The following is an 18,318-nucleotide window of genomic DNA, read 5'->3' on the forward strand; positions in this document are numbered from 1 at the left end:
AAAAGGAATGCACCCAGGACGATTCGAACGCCCAACCTTCTGATCCGTAGTCAGATGCTCTATCCAATTGAGCTATGGGTGCAGGGTCCGCATTATATCACATCGCTTTAGAAAAAAAACCTGTCCAAAACCCTGGTGGGCCCATGGTATGATGACTCCATGGAAAAGGTACATAAGGAGATGATAAAGCTGAAGTTCGATACACTTGCGGTCCATGCAGGATCAGATCCCGATCCTGCTACAGGTGCGATCATTCCGCCGATCTATCAGACCGCAACGTATGCTCTGGAGGAGGTGGGGAAGAACCGGGGATTCGATTACAGTCGTGCGTCAAATCCCACACGTCAGAATCTCGAAGAAGCTCTTGCCGCCCTTGAGAGCGGCCGGTTTGCCATAGCTTTTTCCTCCGGGCTCTCCGCCGTGGATGCGGTTCTTCGCCTTCTTAAACCAGGAGATCACATTGTGGCCTCGGAGGATATGTACGGAGGCGTGATCCGCCTGATGGACAACTTCTTCATTCCTTACGGAATCAGCGTTACCTATGTGGATACAACCGATTCCAAGGCGACCGATCGTGCCTTTACTCCTTCGACAAAGATGCTCTGGATCGAGACTCCCTCCAATCCTCTCCTCCGAATCACCGATCTGGCAGCGATGCGGGATCTTGCCCGATCCCATGATGTTCTTTACGCGGTGGATCCGACCTTCGCCACGCCCGCCCTGCTCCGCCCCATGGAGTACGGGGCGGACCTGGTGGTGCAAAGTACGACCAAGTACCTCTCAGGCCATAACCAGCTGATTGGGGGTGCCGTCATCGTGAACCGGGACGATCTCTTTGAGAAGCTGAAATTTGCGCAGAAGGCCATCGGGGCTGTGCCCGGACCCATGGATTGTTTCCTTACGCAGCTGGGGATCAAGACCCTTCATCTCCGCATGGAGCGCCATTCAGCCAATGCCATGAAGGTCGCCGAATTTTTGCAGGTTCATCCTTCAGTGGACCGGGTCATCTATCCCGGACTTCCCTCCCATCCCCAACACGAGGTTGCAAAGGAACAGATGAAATCGTTTTCGGGCATGATCTCCCTCGAACTGAAGGGGGGTGTGGAGGCTGGAGCCAGGCTCATGAACCGTGTTCGTCTCTGCAAGCTTGCGGAGAGTCTTGGGGCCGTGGAGACGATGGTAACCCACCCCGCCACGATGACCCATGCCGAGGTTCCCAGAGCGGTCCGGGAAGCCCGCGGCCTCACCGACGGCTTTGTCCGCATCTCCGTCGGCATAGAAGATCCGGAAGATATTATCCAGGATATTAAATCAGCGCTGAAATAGACTAAAATAAGGTATGGAATATCGGGTCTTGAGTTGCCAGCCTCATTAAATCCGGACCTCCCAGCTCTGTGCCTTTTTTTAGATACTCAATGCTTCTTTCAGGCTGATCTAACAGACTGTAAAGACGTGCTAGGTTGTAATAAATAGATGGGTTTCTACTGTCTAATTGCAAGGCGTTATTAAGGGCGTGCTCGGCCTGTGAAGTCAATCTGATCTGCAAATAAATATCGCCCAGCAAATACCATATATCAGGTCGATCCGGAGATTCTTTTAATACGGCCTCTAGCATATTTGCTGAATCATACAATAGACCGGCATCTCTCAGAATCATAGAATACCAGATTTTATTGTCTAAAGAATCTCCTGCAATTTCTAAAAGGTGCTTAGCTCTTTGGAGAGCAGAACGAATCATTCCTGCTTGAATCTCATACTGTACTAGGTGCTCCTCATCTTGGTCGGAGATCTTTGGTCTAGACAATAGTCTCATTATTTCTATTCTTGCGGTAGTTTCATTTGCATATTCCGGAGTGGCGGAAGGTAGAAATTGGTTGTAGTAATTGAGTGCCTCATTATAATTACCCTCTGCCTCTGCCAATCGTCCAGCAAGGTATTTAATTACAGGGTTATTGGACTGTATTCTCTGAAGCACTTCTAAGGAGATTTTTGCCTCTTTGATTTCGTTTCGTGTGATATGAGCGAGTGTGAGAAGAATTGCAGGATCGGCATCTTCTGGATTATCTTGAAGACGCTGCTTATAAAGCTGAATATGCCAATCAGAAGCACCTAAACAGAAAAGAATTGCATTATCATCTTGTGATAATTCAAGAGCTTTTCTAAATTGTAATGAACCCTTAATAAGATTCTGACTTTGAAGAACAGCCAATTCTCCCTGGAGGTACAGATTTCTTACTTCCAACTCGTGGTTCATCTGTCGGCTAAACTCTTCAGGATGAATTGTTTTTATGGGGGGATATGGATCTCGAATTTGCCAAAATAATTCTAAAAGGTTCTGCCACATACTGATCGTCTTAAAGCGGTCCTTGGGTGCTTCAAATTCTAAAACAGGCTTATCTACCGTATGTATTGGGACTTCTCCAAAATAATCATTCAAAGCAGAGGCCGGAACATAATAACAAGATAATAATTTATATGGATTATCGAGGTTGATTTCTGCAAGATCTTTGGCTACAGAAGGTCGAGCCATTCTTTGAATCAGATTCTCAACATCAATCTCAAGAGGTATATCTTTTCTTGCGACAATAAGCAGATCGTGATTCGGGTAATTCGTCAAGTGCCAGATGGTGACATTTTCCTGAGGATACACAGATAATACAGTTTTCAAAAGTGTCTTTAAAGTTGGAGGAGACAATGACTTAACGCTTAACCAAACAACATTAAGTCCTCCGGAATTTAGACGTTTGTTACATACTTCTAGAAAATCCTTCGTGTATAAATCAGATTCTCCGCGGTTAGCAATATCTGCTAGATCTACAGTAATTACATCAAAGAATTTTGGCGTGTTTTCAAGGAATGCTCGAGCATCATCTTGAACAATATGATAGCGGGGGTCAGGATCTTCAAGAAAACCGTGATTTGATTCCTGGAAACATTGGTATCCGCGAGGTATATTCATGTCTATTTCAGCGCAAATGATTTCTTCATATTCAGGATGTAATGTAAATGAATAAGAAGTTCCTCCTGTGCCAAAGCCAATTGTACAAACCCGTTTAGGAGATGGATGCAGAAGTGTAGGTAGATGGGCAAGGCTCTTTATATCACTCATAGCGATCATATCGTTTGAGCCTTGCGCTAGGAAAACATCTACCCAAAGACCTTTAAAACCATCTAAATCCTCTGTCATAGTTATAGTGGCCGCACTTCCTTCCTTGTAATAACAGACATTTTTTCCCTGATTAATAAAGTAGGATTTAAAATTTAAGGAGGGGGTTGTAAATATTATACCAGCCATTATGAGAACTGAACAGAATATTAACGGCATCGATAGTTGTTTTTTCCGACTTCCAAAAACAAAAAAAATCAAACTTACAATTAGTGCAGTAACAGAAAAGAAAATAGCGCTACCAGACAGCCCGATCGTCGGAATTAGTATGAATCCCGAAAAGAAAGAACCAAATATTGCTCCCATAGTGTTGGAAGAATAGACACGACCAGCTTCCATTCCTATTGAGTCATTAGATCTACCCGCATATCGCACCAGAATCGGAAATACTGCACCCATGAATATTGTAGGTACTAACATCAAAAGAAAAGCTTTTACAAAATCAAAGATGGCCCCGATGAAAAAATTATCAATAACAGTAGGTTGAAGTTTTCCTGCAATAACAAGAGAAATTAAAATGACTGATACTAGCCCCATAAGTGATTCAACAAGAAAAAATAAACGCTGAAGGTTTTTCGATCGATCGACAAAGTATGAGAACAACCATGATCCTATCGTGATACCACTTAGAAACGCAGCAAGCATGGTCGAAAACGCATAGGTAGTGCTGCCCAAAAAAATTGCGAAAACCAAAGACCGAGTCCATATTACCTCATAACCAAGAGCAACAAATCCAGCAAGAAATGCTGCAAAATAGGCCCAGCGTTGCTCGTATGTGGGAATTGGGACGATACGTGTAGATTCATACTTAGATTCCTCCCAGGGTATAAGTATGGCAATTCCGCCAACTAAAATATTGAAAGCAACGGCAAGGTAGTTTGTTTTTGAAAGACCAAGTTGTGGAATCAGAAGGAATCCACAAAGTAATGTACCTGTAACCGCACCCAGAGTGTTAATTGCATATAATCTGCCAGAGCGGCGACCTAAAACATCAAGAGAATCCGTGACAGCTTTAATTAGAACAGGAACCGTTGCACCCATAAGTGCAGTAGGCAGGATAAGTACGACAGTAGCCAGGATAAATCTGGTGATTGTTAAAAGGAAAAAACTGTCACCAATGTATGTGTATATTGGTGAGTACAGTAAATTTAAATGAATATACAATGGATATATCAGCAATGCAAGCAACCCAATGGATATTTCTATAAAACCATATAACTTTATTAGTTTACTGATTTTATCTACTATTTTACTTGCAAAATAACTACCCAGCGCCAGCCCAGCCATATATGCTGTAAGTATTGTGGAGACGGCATATACAGTATGCCCAAGTGTAAGGGTCAGGATCCTTGTCCACAATACCTCATAAATAAGGGCAGAACATCCTGAAATGAAAAAGAGGAAATAAACGACAAGAATCGGAGATTGCTTAAATTTGAACATGCAATAATGCTATATGAATAATCAGAACTTGTCAAAATGTAGAGAAATCATATCTTTTTATTTCGGGTTTTCCCTATCTTGAATTTGATGAATCCATTGAATAGTTTCTGGATCTTTATATTCATTTGCCATCTCTGAAAGGTAGGAAAGGATACCGGGCGATTTTGTTTGATCGTATAATTTTTTAAATAACTCAAGCCTGTCTTCTTTGAGACCTTGTTCTTTGTAGTAAGTGTCTAAAAAAGAGATTATGTCGTTTCGATTTGGTTCAACCAATAAGGTTGCTTTGGCTTCTTCTAACGACCTTTCAACCTTTCCCATGTATATCAGGGTGTTTAAATAAAGTAACGATTCATAGTCTAAGTTTGTCTTACTCAAAACATAATTGAATTCAATGTTTGCGTCTTCGCTATTTTTCAAACCGAGATAAATTCTCCCTCCCAGAAAATGAAGAAAGACATCGTCTTGATGAAAAAGTATCGCTCTCTTCCAAATATCATAGGCTTCCAAGAATTTTCCTTGGTCTACATAAATACCGACTGCCCGTTTGGTTGCATCAAGATGGAACTGAAGAAAGCGTATCGTCAATATATATTGTGAAAGTGCCCGATCAAGCTGCTGAGTATATAGATAGCTTTCGGCTAAAAAAAAGTGTGCAAAACCATTCGAAGGGTCATTTTGCAGATATCGAGTGAATGAAGTTATCGCTCCATAATAGTTCGCGTTATTAAACATATGAATTGCTGATGAAAAAAGTGTGCGGTTTTCATCATAACGCTGATACCATATGAAGTGAGCTATGTAAATGAACAATAGTAAAATTGTTATGATTAATATTCGTATTTTTTTGAGTCCACTCCAGATAATATTGTGTATTATTCCCAATATTTGAGGAAACCCAATTGGAGTAAGTGTTGGCAAGAAAAGAAAAGACGGAAGAAGCAATATTGGAACCCATCGAATCTTAGTATTCAAGGTAAAAAGATAGATTGAAACAAGAGGAAGAATGGAGATACACAAAAGTGGATTATTTAAAATGGCTACATTAATTAAGATTAAAACACTCCCCATCAGGAGAAACGAAATCAGAACTAGTTTTGATAGAGATCTTATCGGGGTGTCTTCATTACGGATGGTGCCTAACAGGAGAAACAAAATCCCCCAAAATAAATGCCCCAAGGAACTAATGCTGAATGGAAATAACTGATTTAAAGGAGTAATGCCAAGATGTGCAGCCATATGCAGGGGAAAAAACAATAGTGAGAAAAACTTAAGCCATCGAGGGACCTTGGGTATCTGAATCAAGATAAATGGAGCAAGAAAGTCAATTGAAACCATTGACCAGTCCAAAATGCCAATAAAGGGAACTCGTCCAAACAATGAATCGCCCAGGGGTACGTACCACTTCCACCAATCAGCCTCAATGGCTGTGGTTTCTACTGCATATGCAACCATGCCAATGGTTAGCCCTGCAAAAAGCAACCGAAAATATACATTTCGAAAATCCACCAGACTGGACGCCAATCTTAATGCTAGATATGAAACTATAAGCCATCCAATGATTTCCTGAGGTGTTGTTCCAAGGATTTTAATATATGGTTGGTTGACCTGATATGGGAGAAAAGATTCACTTCCAGATATAATCCCCGTTACGAGTGCAACAAATTGGGATCTGAGGATACTGTAGAGGAATCCAGTTAGAAAAAACAGTAGAGACCATTTTCTTCCATAGATGCATATCGCATCATAGAATAGCAAAACGAGAACGAACCCGGAAGAAAATAATAAAATTTCACGGCTCACTGGAAGTACTCATTATATATTGAAAGGAATGAAAAAAAAAGCGGGCACAAGGCCCGCTTTTTAACAATTTATAACTATGGCTAACGGCTGACAGTTGTATTTGCTGTTGCCGCTCGCTGACCATTAGTGGTCAGTTCTTCAACTTTGTAATACCACTTCTGGAAAGTTCTCTGTTTGGGAAGATTATCGGTGAAGGCATAATTGGCACCGGAACCACCCTGTCCCGCGGCGGGAATCAGTTGGGTATTAACCTGTGTCCAGTTCAGACCGTCAAGAGAACGATAGAGGAAGAACCCTGCAGCGTCCATTTCTGAGGCAGTGATCCAGTTCAGATCAATGGTCTGAAGGTCCTGATACACGCCATTGAAAGAGGTTATTGTGACAGGAGTAGGAGTAATGGGCGCAGAGTTAGGGCCTGTGTAGGGGAGGAAAAATCCGTTACCGTACAAGGTTCCTACTTGAGCTGTTGTGGTGCAGGGGAGAGTAGCACATGTTGTCGTGTTTGCGAAAACTGGAACGTATGTTAGATAAATATCATTGGTGCCAGCGAATGGGATCGTGATTTCAGCGCTGTCTGAACCATTCCCTGCTCCACCGAAAAGGATTCTACTGTCCAGATCCGCGGGGGCAGTCCATCCCGAAGCAAGTCCGGATGTTGGTGCAGCACCTACCTGCTGGTACAGAACCTGAAATCCAGCAATTTTAGCAGTGGGAGAACCAATAATTCCCGTGTTTTCCCCATAGATTCCGCCAGGAACAGGGATATTAACTGTGACATAAATATTGGTCGCATCCCGAGTGACCGCTGAAATACCAATGACTCCAAGAGTTGCCATCGCAGGGTTGGCACCACTTCCGTTGGAATCATCCATGTCCCAGCCAATTCCGGCATCAACACCACAGGAATCAACAACCCATTTTAATCCGTGGTTGGCAGTCCCTTCACTGGGTACAATGTAATAGGCAACTACTGCATCCGCTGTGGCAGGAGGACAGGCCGTTAATGTCGTGCAAGCCGTGTATGCGCCAAAGTCAAACTGGGCCGGGCATCCAAAGGCAACATTGCCAATATATGCCCAGTTGCCATACTGACAGATCTGCTGGTCATATCCGATAACACTGCAGCCAGCATTCGCAGTATTGACCATGCCTGTCGTTCCACCAATACCATAGGCGAAAACATGCTGGTTTGACTGGGCAGTATCAAAATCAGCCCAGGGGAGCCATCCACCCAGGATATGCCCGTAGGTCAATCCGGGTGTACTACAGCCAGCATATACACCTACTGGAATAATACAAAGTGCAAGCAAAGTAAAGAGGAGTTTTCTCATGATTACCTCCAGGATCAATAGTGAGACGGCGTATAGGTTGTGTTTGCGTTAACCTTAATAAATACACCTTCTCCAGTGGTTAACGTAAACGGCGTACCGCGAGTGCCCTGGCAGGTCCATGTAACTGGAGCGTCGGTCGCGGTATTCCATCGACCGATTGTGCAACTGGAAGCAGCAGCGCAGGGGCCTCCGATGTCATCGCAAAGATCTTCCGCATCCATCAAGGAGTTTGCATTATTATCCGGGAGGTTTGCATGATAGGGAACTGAAAACCAATTGTTTCCAACAGTACCCGCATTTGCGAGAGCGTATCCCAATGAAGGATTGTGTGAACCAACAACAACGAATGTAGTACCGGCATTCACTTTTACAAATACAGACTCTCCGGCTGTGAGGGTGAATGGCGTACCACGGGTGCCCTGGCAGGTCCACGTGACCGGGGCATCAGTCGCGGTGTTCCATCGACCGATTGTGCAGCTGGATGCAGCAGCACAGGGTCCACCGATATCGTCACAGAGATCCTCTGCATCGACGAGAGAGTTGGAGTTTAGATCGGCGGGTGTGTAGTAGTAAGGTAACGAAACCCAGTTATTACCTACAGTCCCGGCATTCACAAGGTTGTAACTCAATTTGAACCCCATGTTCGAAGCCAGGAGAGCTCCCGCAGCCCCAACAATCAGGATAGTGAGCAAGGCTTTACGCATAGAGATGCCTCCTTTAGTATTTTCAATTTAATAATACCATACAACTTGAAAAATTGTTCAAATAAGATGAACTAGAAAGGTCCCAGATTCCCTTTTGAATCTCGGGCCATTGTCTTGTAAAAATATCCCAAAGTACCCGTAAAATCTAGGTATATCAACTGATCTGTGCTGGCGATAAAATTTGTAAGATCTTTAATGTCAGGTAAAAAGGTGTTTGTGCTCTCTCTAAATAAATAATAATCGATAATATTAGCTCCTTCGCCATCCATTCTATTGATGACGTTTTCCCACGTGATAATATACTGTCCCTTAGAATACTGAACAAAGAAATGAGGAGGAAAGTTCGGTGGTGCATTTCGAATCGAACTCTCTTCCCCATCCGATGTTTCGCAGGTGACGTAGTAGTGGGCGGGTTCGGCGGGAGTCTCGTCCGTGAACTGACAGGCTCCGGCCAGGCAGAATTGGGGGTCGACGGTGCCGATCCGGTCTGCGGAGGCAGTGGAACGGTCCGGGACGAAATCGGGATTTTCGGAGCGATAGACGGAACAGAGGGACATGTCCGATTTGGTCATCTCCCCGCCCCAGATGTCCTCGGTGGGAAGGTCCCAGTGAAGGACGGGATGGCTGGATCCATCCTTGGTCAGGGTAATGGGATAGACCATGACGGGCGGTGCCCAGCCCAGTTCATGGGAGGACGTGCAGGAAATCTGTGTCGATTTTACCGACTCGAGATCAAAGGTGTTCCGCGCTGCGACGGCAATATAGATAGGTACTCCTTCGGGCAAACCTTCCAGTCGGTATGTAGTTACATTCCCTGCGTCTGTGAAGTTTGGGTACATCCCGCTTGTCGTGCCCCAGTAGACCCGATAGGTCTCGATTTCCGGTTCGTCCACGGCATCCCAAAGCAGATCCAGGCGTCCTCCGAGCTGGGGATTGGAACAGAATGGGTTCTGGGGAACCGCAGGTGTACAGGGGGATGCATATTGGGAAACGATGTTCGAAGCGATACCCTCAAACCCGTCATCATCCACGGCGGCAACGTAATAGTCGTAGGTTGTGCCATAGACGATATCGGTGTCGTCAAAGGTCGTGAATGCTGTTTTGGTGATCGCCGAGAAGGTGGTTCCACCATCTTCAGATCGGTAGATCGAGTACTTCCCTGAAAATCCGGGATCCGGCGGGTCCCAGGTCAGCTGAATCAGGCGGCAGTCGGTGTCGGAAATATAGAAATTCTTGACAGGGTCCGGCGTGGGGATGGCAAGGCGGGTCGCCGGATCTCCCATTTCGACCAGGCCCTCCGTGAGCCGCTGATCTCCGCTGGATGCGATTTCCAGGATCGAACCCTGGAACAATGCGCCCAGCAGGCGCTCCCGGTTCCGGCCAAATACCTCCCGGTAGAACGGTTCCAGGACAGAGTGGTCCTGGAAGCTGAACATGTACGTGCCTGGAGAGATCCCTCCAACCATTCCCGTAGCGGGGGTCATGAGGCCTTCCAGGAAGGTGGGCTGAACGATCGAGTGATAAAAGGCGCCGGTATAGCAGTTGGCGTTTAAGGTTACCGCAGGCCGGGTATCATTGGTCAGTCCTGGAAAGTCTGTCACATTTAAATAATTCTTGGATCCCCACTGCTGAAATCCTCCGTGACCGTTCCATGAAATAATCCCATACCCTTCATTAAACTCATCCACAAGGTCCGAGATCCCGTTAGGTGTCATGGTCAGGATCCCGCTCACATACTGGTAAACATCCTTGGCATTGCAGTTCCAGGGGGGAAGGCGGAAATACATTTTGTATACAGAGTGGGGAGGAATGGGGCTGACATATAGGGCATTGGTGTCCTGTCCGGGCTCAAACTGGCCGTAATCCTGACAGTCGGCGGAGAAGAGCGTCTTTCCCAGCCAGGAAAAGTCCGTAATTCCTGTCTCATAATAGAAAATTTTTCCCAGAGCTGCATTAGCCTCTACCTCGGTTCGAGCTGGAATTCTCCCGATATAGATTTCGGGTACGCTGTCCGAGCCGGAAAAGCATCCGAAATAGTTGTCAAAGCTGTGAATCGGATAGGGATGAAAGGCAGAGGAGGAGAAACCGGGATCGGCCACCATCCAGGTGGGCACAAGGTTGTAGCTACCGTTGGCCGCGTTGTCCTTGTAGTCATAATCGGAATCGCCGAGAAGAACGACGTATTGCAGATCGGGGGGGGAGGCCATCCCGTACAGATCTTCGAGGAAGTCACGGATCGCCCGGGGTGTGAAGATCCCGTAGGAATATTCGTCGTAAATGTCTTCCACCGATGCGACCATGGTGGTAAGTCCCTGAGACTGGCGGAGGGATACAAGATCCTGTACGCCCGTGGAGTTGACCCAGTCATCCGGGCAGATCATCACCCAGTTGGGCACGACAAATCCCGGGTCATCCAGATTCAGGGATGAATTGTCTGCCTTCAAATCGCCCTCAGTGACTGCAATGGGAATGGCAGCATGGTACGTTCTTGGTGAGGTGGTCGCGGCATCGTAAGCCCGGATTGTGTACTTATCGTCTGAATTAATAAAGGATGTGTTCGTCAGCCGAACAGGAAAAGTTGGATCCGTTACGTCCAGAACCATGGCGTCATCGCTGGAATAATTAGAAATTTCAAACCGGTAGGATCCGGGGTCGTAGGAAAAGGTCAGAGCATCGTTGACTGCCTCGAATTGCCGTGCATAGGTGATATCAAACCAGTTGCTGTACACGCTGTCGGAGAGAATACTGAGATCAACGGGGTCGGTCACTTCATGGGTAACGTTGATGGTGAGATCACCCGATGAACCCAGGATACTTTGATCAAAATCATGGGAGAGAGTCACGGCGTCGTAATCATTAAAGGTGGCTTCCGTCAGGAACGTACCGTTGATCCCGATTTTGACGTGATGGTCAGGATCTTCTGTAAAATAACTGGTTCCCCGGACATTGAAGTCGATATGAGCAGAATAGGACGGTTGAAGAGCCGCGGACAGGAGCGTTACCGTATGGGTCTGGACAGCATTGCTGGCATCTGTACCGTACCAGAAAGCCCGCTTCCAGAGCCAGAGATCGGTATCATTCTGTGTCTGGAAGGAGGCAAAGGATGGGTTTTCCTCAAACCGCTCTGTGGATTCAAACCACGTGGGAGTCGTGTAGGTCACCGGGCTTTCGTGCCGTGTCCCCATCCTCAGGCCGGCCTGCGTTCCCGCGATCAGCCAGTACACGTTGGTGTCGGTAAAATCCCCGGCACACCAGACACCGGGAATCGCCTCTCCCGTCAGTGCTTCACCGTAAAAATAGACCGCATCACCGTCGCTAAAGATATGGTCGCTTTCTCCGGAAACGTAAATGGGAATCTCAGCACCCTGGTTATATAGGCGAAAGAGCGTGGGGTCGGCGGTTATAAGATCCGGAGCGTACGTACTCAGGAAAGAATAGGTCAGGATATAGGTCCCGTCAGTATCCACACTGATTTTGTATGCATTTCCGGTGTGAGCGGGCGGTATCCAGGCTGTTACGGTTTTTTCGGGTAGGTAGCTTCCGCCTTTGTCCTTCCACGTGTTTGCGAATAAACGGCTGTACTGGCGGATATATTCGGGAGAATCCTCCACAGGATGTCCCTGTGTGGGTGTCATCGTGAGCTCAATGCGTGCTGATTGTAAAACCCCGGTGCCTGATTTGCTGTTCAATGACAATACGGGGCGGATCAGGACATCGACATAGGTCACCTGGCGGAAGGTCTTCGGCTCGCTGATCGTTATGAATTCCGGATTGTGCTCTTTCGAGGCCGTAAAGGTACTTACCGGATTTCTGGCATATTCGGAATCTCTGATATAGGGATCCTGCATGATGTCAAAATCGGGCACCTCATCCAGAGATTTTGCATCCATGGGGCGGAGATCACGAATCGGATGGAGGGGAAGAGGCTCGGGAATTGTTCGAGTGGAAAGATCCATGATTTCCATGGAGATGTGAGCCCCGGGAACAATTGCCACATGAACGACCTTTGCCGCTGATGCAGGTTCTCCCGGTAGGCCCAGGGGAATCAATCCATCGGGAAGGTCTCCCCGGAGGATGGACATCAGTGTGGTCTCGTCAAATTGCACCTGGATCGTGATACCGGTAGAGATCTCCTCCACACGGGCAGAGTCTGAAAACACCCCCTGCCCTCCCAGAAGCACCAGGAGAGAAATAAGAAAAGACCTCATGTTCATTCAGTATAACACGACGTCATGTTAAATTAATCCTTACGGAGAAAGGGGAAAATCAGGAACGTTGGGCAAACACCCGGTAGATGATGAGATCCTTCGTGTCCGAAACCGGTTCACGGTAGGCATTGCCCTCGACCTTTGCTTCGTCCAGGCAGTCAAAACCCTTCTGCCCGAGCGTACATTTCTTTACCACGTAATCCACGCCGGGCTCCGCCTTCCAGACCAGGGCAATGCTTCCGTCCGTTCTGGCAATGTCGAAATCCACGGGATCCAGAACCTCATTCGTACTCGCTGAACCTGCAGCTACATTTTGATCTGGAGATTCTGTCGATGGACTCGTTGAGGACAGGAGGGGCGGAGCCGGGCTGTCCGCCGGACCGATCCACCCGGAAGCGGGAGCTTCAATGGATGCGATCTGCGGTGCGGGTGCGGTTGATCCGGGTGTCCAGAGAAGAAAGGCGAGTACCGCAATAAGAACGGTACTGCCGAGAAGGCGGCCTGTCACAACAATTCGGCGATGGGTCCTGTACCTTGATTCCACCCGGGCCGAGAGGCGGTCCAGAGTCTCGGAATCGACGGGTACGGGGTAGGTTCGGATAAGATTTTTCTCGTTCATCTTCAACCAGAATACCTTGCGTGCGCATGTTTTGTTCAAATTTCATCATTCATTTTTGCAGAGAATAAAGTCCGGGCGGATGCGTACGGTATAATGTGATCGCTGAAATGGTATTCGAGATTCCCCTGAAATCGCCCGAAATTTCCGCACAGGATGATGCAAGCGTCGTACGGCTTGCAAGAGAGGGAGATTTGGGAGCCTGTGAGACCCTGGCTCTGTACTGCCGGGGTATCGCGTACCGTGTTGCCTTCCAGATCCTCAGGAACCGGGAGGACGCCATGGATATCGCACAGGAAAGCCTGCTTCGGTTCTTCTCTTCCATTCGAAGGTTTGACTGTTCGCGTTCTATTCGGCCCTGGATCGTAAGAATTGCTCACAACCTGTCCATCGATTGCCTTCGCAGGCGTAAAACACGAAATAATGTCCCTTTTTCACAGAATGACCGGGGGATGGTCATTGAACCGGAAGATGACAGGCCCGGGGTCGATGTCAGGATTGAACGCCGGGAGCTGTCCCGGCTTGTCTGGGAGAGTGTCTCGGCTCTGGATGACAAATATAGAGAAATCCTCATTCTTCGTGACTACAATGATCTCTCCTATGCGGAGATTGCATCTACCCTCCACATTCCTCTGGGCACCGTAATGTCAAGGCTGCATAAAGCCCGGCGTCTCCTGGCCGATGAACTGGCTGCACGGGGATATTCTCACCCATCCCGGGATGAACATACCCCTCCGGAAGGTAGATCCCGCGTGATTCCCTTCGATAAGCGGGGAAAGGGGGAATGACCATGACGAACCAATGCCCGAAAGGATTTGATGAACAGCTTCTGTCGGGGTACCTCGATGATGAGTTGAACCAGTCCAGACAGCAGCGGGTTGAGCTCCACATTCAGGAATGCGAAATCTGCAGGGTTACCCTCGAACAACTTCGTACGATCAGGGAGGTGGCCATGAAAACCCAATTCGAAACTCCATCCGATGATGCGTGGGGCGAACTTCCCAGAGGTCTGGCGAGCCGTGCCACCCGGGGGTTCGGCTGGATCTTTCTGATTCTATGGTTTGTCATCATGGTGGGCTTTGGACTCTACCAGTTTCTCTCAGGCCCTGAAGATCTCTGGCTCAAGATGGTCACAGTCGGGGGACTTCTGGGACTTGTCCTGCTCTTTCTGTCTGTACTGATTGATCGAATTCGAACGATGAAGTCCGATCGCTACCGGGAGGTGGATCTATGATCGTCTGCACGACTGCTGAAATCGCGGGAAAGCGCGTTGTCCGAACCCTGGGCCTTGTCCGGGGTAACACCATCCGTTCCCGTCATATTGGAAAGGATATCCTCGCAGTCTTTCGAAATATTGTGGGCGGTGAGATTTCTGAGTACACCAAGATGCTTGCCGAATCTCGGGAACAGGCCCTGGACCGGATGGTGGAGGAGGCACGGGCTCTCGGAGCCAATGCCGTCATTTGCGTGAAATTCATGACATCAGAGGTTATGCAGGGCGCCGCAGAACTCCTGGCCTACGGCACGGCCGTCATAGTCGAAGACGAATAGCTTTTCGTTCGGCTTACCTCAACGTTGTCTTGTATAATGAGGTGAATGGATCTCTTTGAGCAGCGTTTTACCCCCCTGAAAAAACTGGGGGAAGGGGGCTTTGCTGAAGTCTGGCTTTCGGAAGATCGCGAACGTCAGGCGGCTGTTGCATGTAAAATCCTCTCCTCACCGGATCCGGCAGCCAAGCTTCGTTTTCACCGGGAATATTTTGTCCTTCATAAGCTTGATCATCCCGGGATCGTCAAGGTGTATGACTACCTTCAAAATGGAAAAACCCTCTATTCCATGGAGTTTGTTGAGGGTGCAGATGTAAAGGAATATCTTGGTTCCTACCGATGGAGGCAGGAAGGTTCCCTTGAGGGAGCTTACTACCGGCATGAAGAGGGTGTCCTTGAGGCCCTGAGGCTTCTGATCCAGATCACCGATACCCTGGGATACATTCATGCACAGTCCATGATCCATCGGGACCTGAAGCCTGAAAATATTCTCTACAGTATCCAGGACCGTCACCCCAAGATCCTGGATTTCGGGCTGGTACGAGCCCAGGCCTTTGATGAATTCACAACCCAGACAGGGATCATCCAGGGAACCCCGGCCTATATTTCTCCGGAGCAGATTCAGGGAAGGGAAGTTGATCCCCGTGCCGATCTTTACTCCCTGGGCGTGATCCTCTTCGAACTGCTTACCGGCCAGGTGCCCTTTAAGGGCGTCACAGTGATGATGCTGCTGGAGATGCATCTCAAACACTCGCCTCCTCCCCCCACCTCCTTCAATTCACTGATCCCGATCAGCCTTGAAAACACGATTCTTAAGCTTCTGGCAAAGGAACCCGGACGCCGCTTTTCCACGGCTGCGGAAGTCAAGCAGCAGCTGATCATTGCCTCGGAACAGGTCAAAGCGGAAACCCGGGAACAGCGGATGACCCTGGATCTTCCGACAATGGCTTTCCGGGTGGAAGCTCCCGATCGGCTTCTCATTGCACCCTGGGTCGGGAAACCGGCGGTGCTTTCCGCCGTGAAGGGGTCTGTGACGGAGCTTGCCGGTGGAAAGGGAAGCTTTCATCTTATTTCGGGAGAGCACGGAAGCGGGAAGAGCCGGCTCCTGGAAGAGGTAAAGGCAGAGGGCGTCAACCGCCAGGCCGTGGTTCTTTCAGCTCAGACCCGGGAGGATACCAACCTTCCGTATGGTCTCTTTCAGCCCGTAATGACCTATCTTGCTTCCAAACACCGTGACGTTCTGGGTTCGGAGCTCGGCATTATCGCCCGGAACTTCCCCGTTTTTGAAACCGTCACCGCCCCCGAAGAGGAGCACACTCTTGCCAATCTGGATCCAAAAGGTGAAAAGGCGCGTCTTTTCCACGCGGTGTTCACCGTATTCCGGAATCTGGCTGCAGATCGGAATGTACTTCTCCTGTTGGATGATATTCACTGGGCGGACGAATCATCTCTCGAGCTTTTAAATCATCTGATCTACAGTTTTACCAGTCCGGACAGCGAAGTTCCGATGATGATCGCAGTTTCCTGCATCCCGGCTGAAGGGGAGACCAACCCGGCCTACGGCCGCTGGGCGAAGGGAAAGAGCTTCAGGGACGCTTCCCGCCACACACTGGGTCCTCTTACACGGGAGGAGTTATCCGAGCTGGTGCAGGCTCTTCTTGGGCAATCTGAACCGCCTCCGGCCCGCTTTATTCAAACCCTGGAAGGTCTTACCGGGGGAAATCCCTACTTTGTGACAGAAACCCTTCGAGCCATGATTGAGGATGATCAGCTGAAACGGCTGACCGGAAAATTGGACTGGGATTTCTCCAAACTTGTTTGGACAGACCGGGCTACAGTTTCCCTCGCGCGCCTCCCCATGCCCAAGAACATTCACGATGCAATCGAATACCGTCTGAAGGATCTATCCGACGAAGAGCGGATGGCCCTGCAGAGTGCTGCCCTTATCGGAAAGCGCTTCTCCTTTGTCATCTGGGCGAGTGTCGTTGACCTGTCCGAAGATGAGCTCCTGGATTTAGCCGATCGCATGCTGGCGGCAAAGCTCCTTGTGGAACGGCCCAATGAAGAGCTTGAATTTTCCAGCGATCAAGTCAGACAGATCCTGATCGAGTCCTTGAGCGGCCTCAGAAAGCGGAGGCTTCACTGCAAGATCGCGGATGCCATCCTGGGTCATTATTCAACGGTACCCGAAAGCCAGTTCATTCCCCTTGCCACAAACCTGGATGCATGCGGACGTCACGAGGAGGCTCTCACCTATTTCGTTCCCGCTGCGGAACATGCCTCCCAAAACTATCACGTCCAGTTAGGTGAATATCTCTGGCACAATGTGGCCGAAATATCGGAAGAACTGGAGAACCAGAGGGATCTCATGGGGCGTGCCTGCGGAGAGCTGGGGAATCTTGCCGTTTACTCCAGCCGGTACGATGATGCGGAAAATTTTTACACAAAGGCAGTTGATCTTTTTCCGGAAAACCACCCATCTTCATTTTTCTGGAAAATCAAGCGGGCATCATGCATCGGTCAGCGTGGCGATATTCAGAACATGAACGACACGCTGACGGCCCTGCTTCCGGGGGTTCTGGCAACGGGGGACAGTGAACTCGAAGCGTGGTGCCGATGCTATCTCGGAATATCGTTGTGGGAGAAGGGAGATTCCGAAAATTCCATCGAACACCTCCTCGCCAGCCGCTCGATCTTTCAATCCAGCGGCCGTGCCGACGGTGCCTTGACGGTGCAATATAACCTTGGAATTCCTTACTTTTACATGGGAAAGAATGAAGAGGCCGAAGGGGCAATTCAGGAAGCTCTGGATATGGCTGAAAAATTTGGTGATGTACGGACCAAGCTGGTCTGTCTGTCGAATTTGTTGGCCATAGCCAACAACAAGGGAGACCTGGAGCGTTCGGAGTCTCTCTTTGAAATGGCGTTGCCCCTGGCGGAATCGATGGGTGACTGGCGGCTCTATGCCTTTATCCTCTACTCGGGTGCAACGCTGGAAAATTTGCGTGGCAACTGGGAGCGGGCGGGCAATCTGGCCGACAAGGCCATCCAGCTGGCTTCGGAAATCGGGTCGGAGGAACAGCAGGCCCATGCCCTTGCATTGCGGGGAGAGGTGCAGATCGAACTGAAGGCCTATGAGAAGGCCCGCACGGATTTTGAAGCCGCGGCAGATCTTTATGCGAAACTGGGTCTGGAAGGAATGGAGGCCAGTATCGATGCCGCACTGGGTTTCCTGTCTGTTGCTCTGGAAGGAGATTCCGCGGGAATGGATACCATTCAGAGAGTGATGAATTCCTTTGAGGAAGCCGGGAACCATTCGGATTTCTGTCATGCAGCCTTTTACATGGTAAAGGCAGCCTATCTTGGAGGGGATACCGAACGTGCGTCGACCGTGTGCCTGGACGTCATTCGAATTGCCGACGAAAACGGATACCGTCACATTGCCAACCGGGCCCGAATGATCATGGACGCGCTTCTCCTGGAGTAACGCATTCACGCAT

11 protein-coding genes and 1 tRNA gene are annotated in these 18,318 nt (G+C 48.7%); 5 read left to right on the forward strand and 7 right to left on the reverse strand.

What is annotated here, in order from left to right:
* Window positions 1-8: 8 nt before the first annotated feature.
* A tRNA-Arg gene (locus tag PLD04_12205) sits at window positions 9-82 on the reverse strand.
* Between the two features lie 77 nt (window positions 83-159).
* Here PLD04_12205 and PLD04_12210 point away from each other — a divergent pair.
* On the forward strand, window positions 160-1,326 hold the full coding sequence (locus PLD04_12210) for a PLP-dependent aspartate aminotransferase family protein (GenBank protein HXK69097.1): 1,167 nt from the start codon (window positions 160-162) through the stop codon (window positions 1,324-1,326).
* Between the two features lies 1 nt (window position 1,327).
* Here PLD04_12210 and PLD04_12215 read toward each other — a convergent pair whose 3' ends face one another.
* From PLD04_12215 to PLD04_12240, 6 genes are all read right to left on the reverse strand, one after another.
* The gene (locus tag PLD04_12215; protein ID HXK69098.1) at window positions 1,328-4,609 is read right to left on the reverse strand and encodes a fused MFS/spermidine synthase; all 3,282 of its coding nucleotides are present in this window, start codon (window positions 4,607-4,609) and stop codon (window positions 1,328-1,330) included.
* A gap of 57 nt (window positions 4,610-4,666) precedes the next feature.
* Window positions 4,667-6,412, reverse strand: a complete 1,746-nt coding sequence (locus tag PLD04_12220; GenBank protein ID HXK69099.1) for a hypothetical protein — start codon at window positions 6,410-6,412, stop codon at window positions 4,667-4,669.
* Between the two features lie 80 nt (window positions 6,413-6,492).
* Window positions 6,493-7,743 carry a hypothetical protein gene (locus tag PLD04_12225; protein ID HXK69100.1) on the reverse strand — a complete coding sequence of 417 codons (1,251 nt, stop codon included), beginning with the start codon at window positions 7,741-7,743 and terminating at the stop codon, window positions 6,493-6,495.
* Between the two features lie 14 nt (window positions 7,744-7,757).
* Window positions 7,758-8,447 (reverse strand): hypothetical protein, encoded by a 690-nt coding sequence (locus PLD04_12230; protein ID HXK69101.1) that lies wholly within the window; start codon window positions 8,445-8,447, stop codon window positions 7,758-7,760.
* Between the two features lie 71 nt (window positions 8,448-8,518).
* Window positions 8,519-12,655 (reverse strand): C25 family cysteine peptidase, encoded by a 4,137-nt coding sequence (locus PLD04_12235; protein HXK69102.1) that lies wholly within the window; start codon window positions 12,653-12,655, stop codon window positions 8,519-8,521.
* 58 nt (window positions 12,656-12,713) lie between these two features.
* A complete protein-coding gene (locus PLD04_12240; GenBank protein HXK69103.1) occupies window positions 12,714-13,274 on the reverse strand; it encodes a hypothetical protein in 561 nt (186 codons plus the stop codon).
* A 107-nt stretch (window positions 13,275-13,381) separates the two neighbouring features.
* On the opposite strand from PLD04_12240, the gene PLD04_12245 reads away from it, so the two are divergent.
* From PLD04_12245 to PLD04_12260, 4 genes are read left to right on the forward strand one after another with little or no spacing between them, the layout of a single operon-like run.
* Entirely contained in the window at window positions 13,382-14,059 is a 678-nt protein-coding gene (locus tag PLD04_12245; protein ID HXK69104.1) for an RNA polymerase sigma factor, read from the forward strand.
* 2 nt (window positions 14,060-14,061) lie between these two features.
* The gene (locus tag PLD04_12250) at window positions 14,062-14,505 is read left to right on the forward strand and encodes a zf-HC2 domain-containing protein (GenBank protein ID HXK69105.1); all 444 of its coding nucleotides are present in this window, start codon (window positions 14,062-14,064) and stop codon (window positions 14,503-14,505) included.
* A complete protein-coding gene (locus PLD04_12255; protein HXK69106.1) occupies window positions 14,502-14,822 on the forward strand; it encodes a YbjQ family protein in 321 nt (106 codons plus the stop codon). Before PLD04_12250 ends, PLD04_12255 begins: the two co-directional genes overlap by 4 nt.
* A gap of 45 nt (window positions 14,823-14,867) precedes the next feature.
* On the forward strand, window positions 14,868-18,305 hold the full coding sequence (locus PLD04_12260; protein HXK69107.1) for a DUF2791 family P-loop domain-containing protein: 3,438 nt from the start codon (window positions 14,868-14,870) through the stop codon (window positions 18,303-18,305).
* Window positions 18,306-18,318 lie beyond the last annotated feature (13 nt).

Source organism: Thermoanaerobaculia bacterium (assembly GCA_035593605.1).
Lineage (GTDB): Bacteria > Acidobacteriota > Thermoanaerobaculia > UBA2201 > DAOSWS01 > DAOSWS01.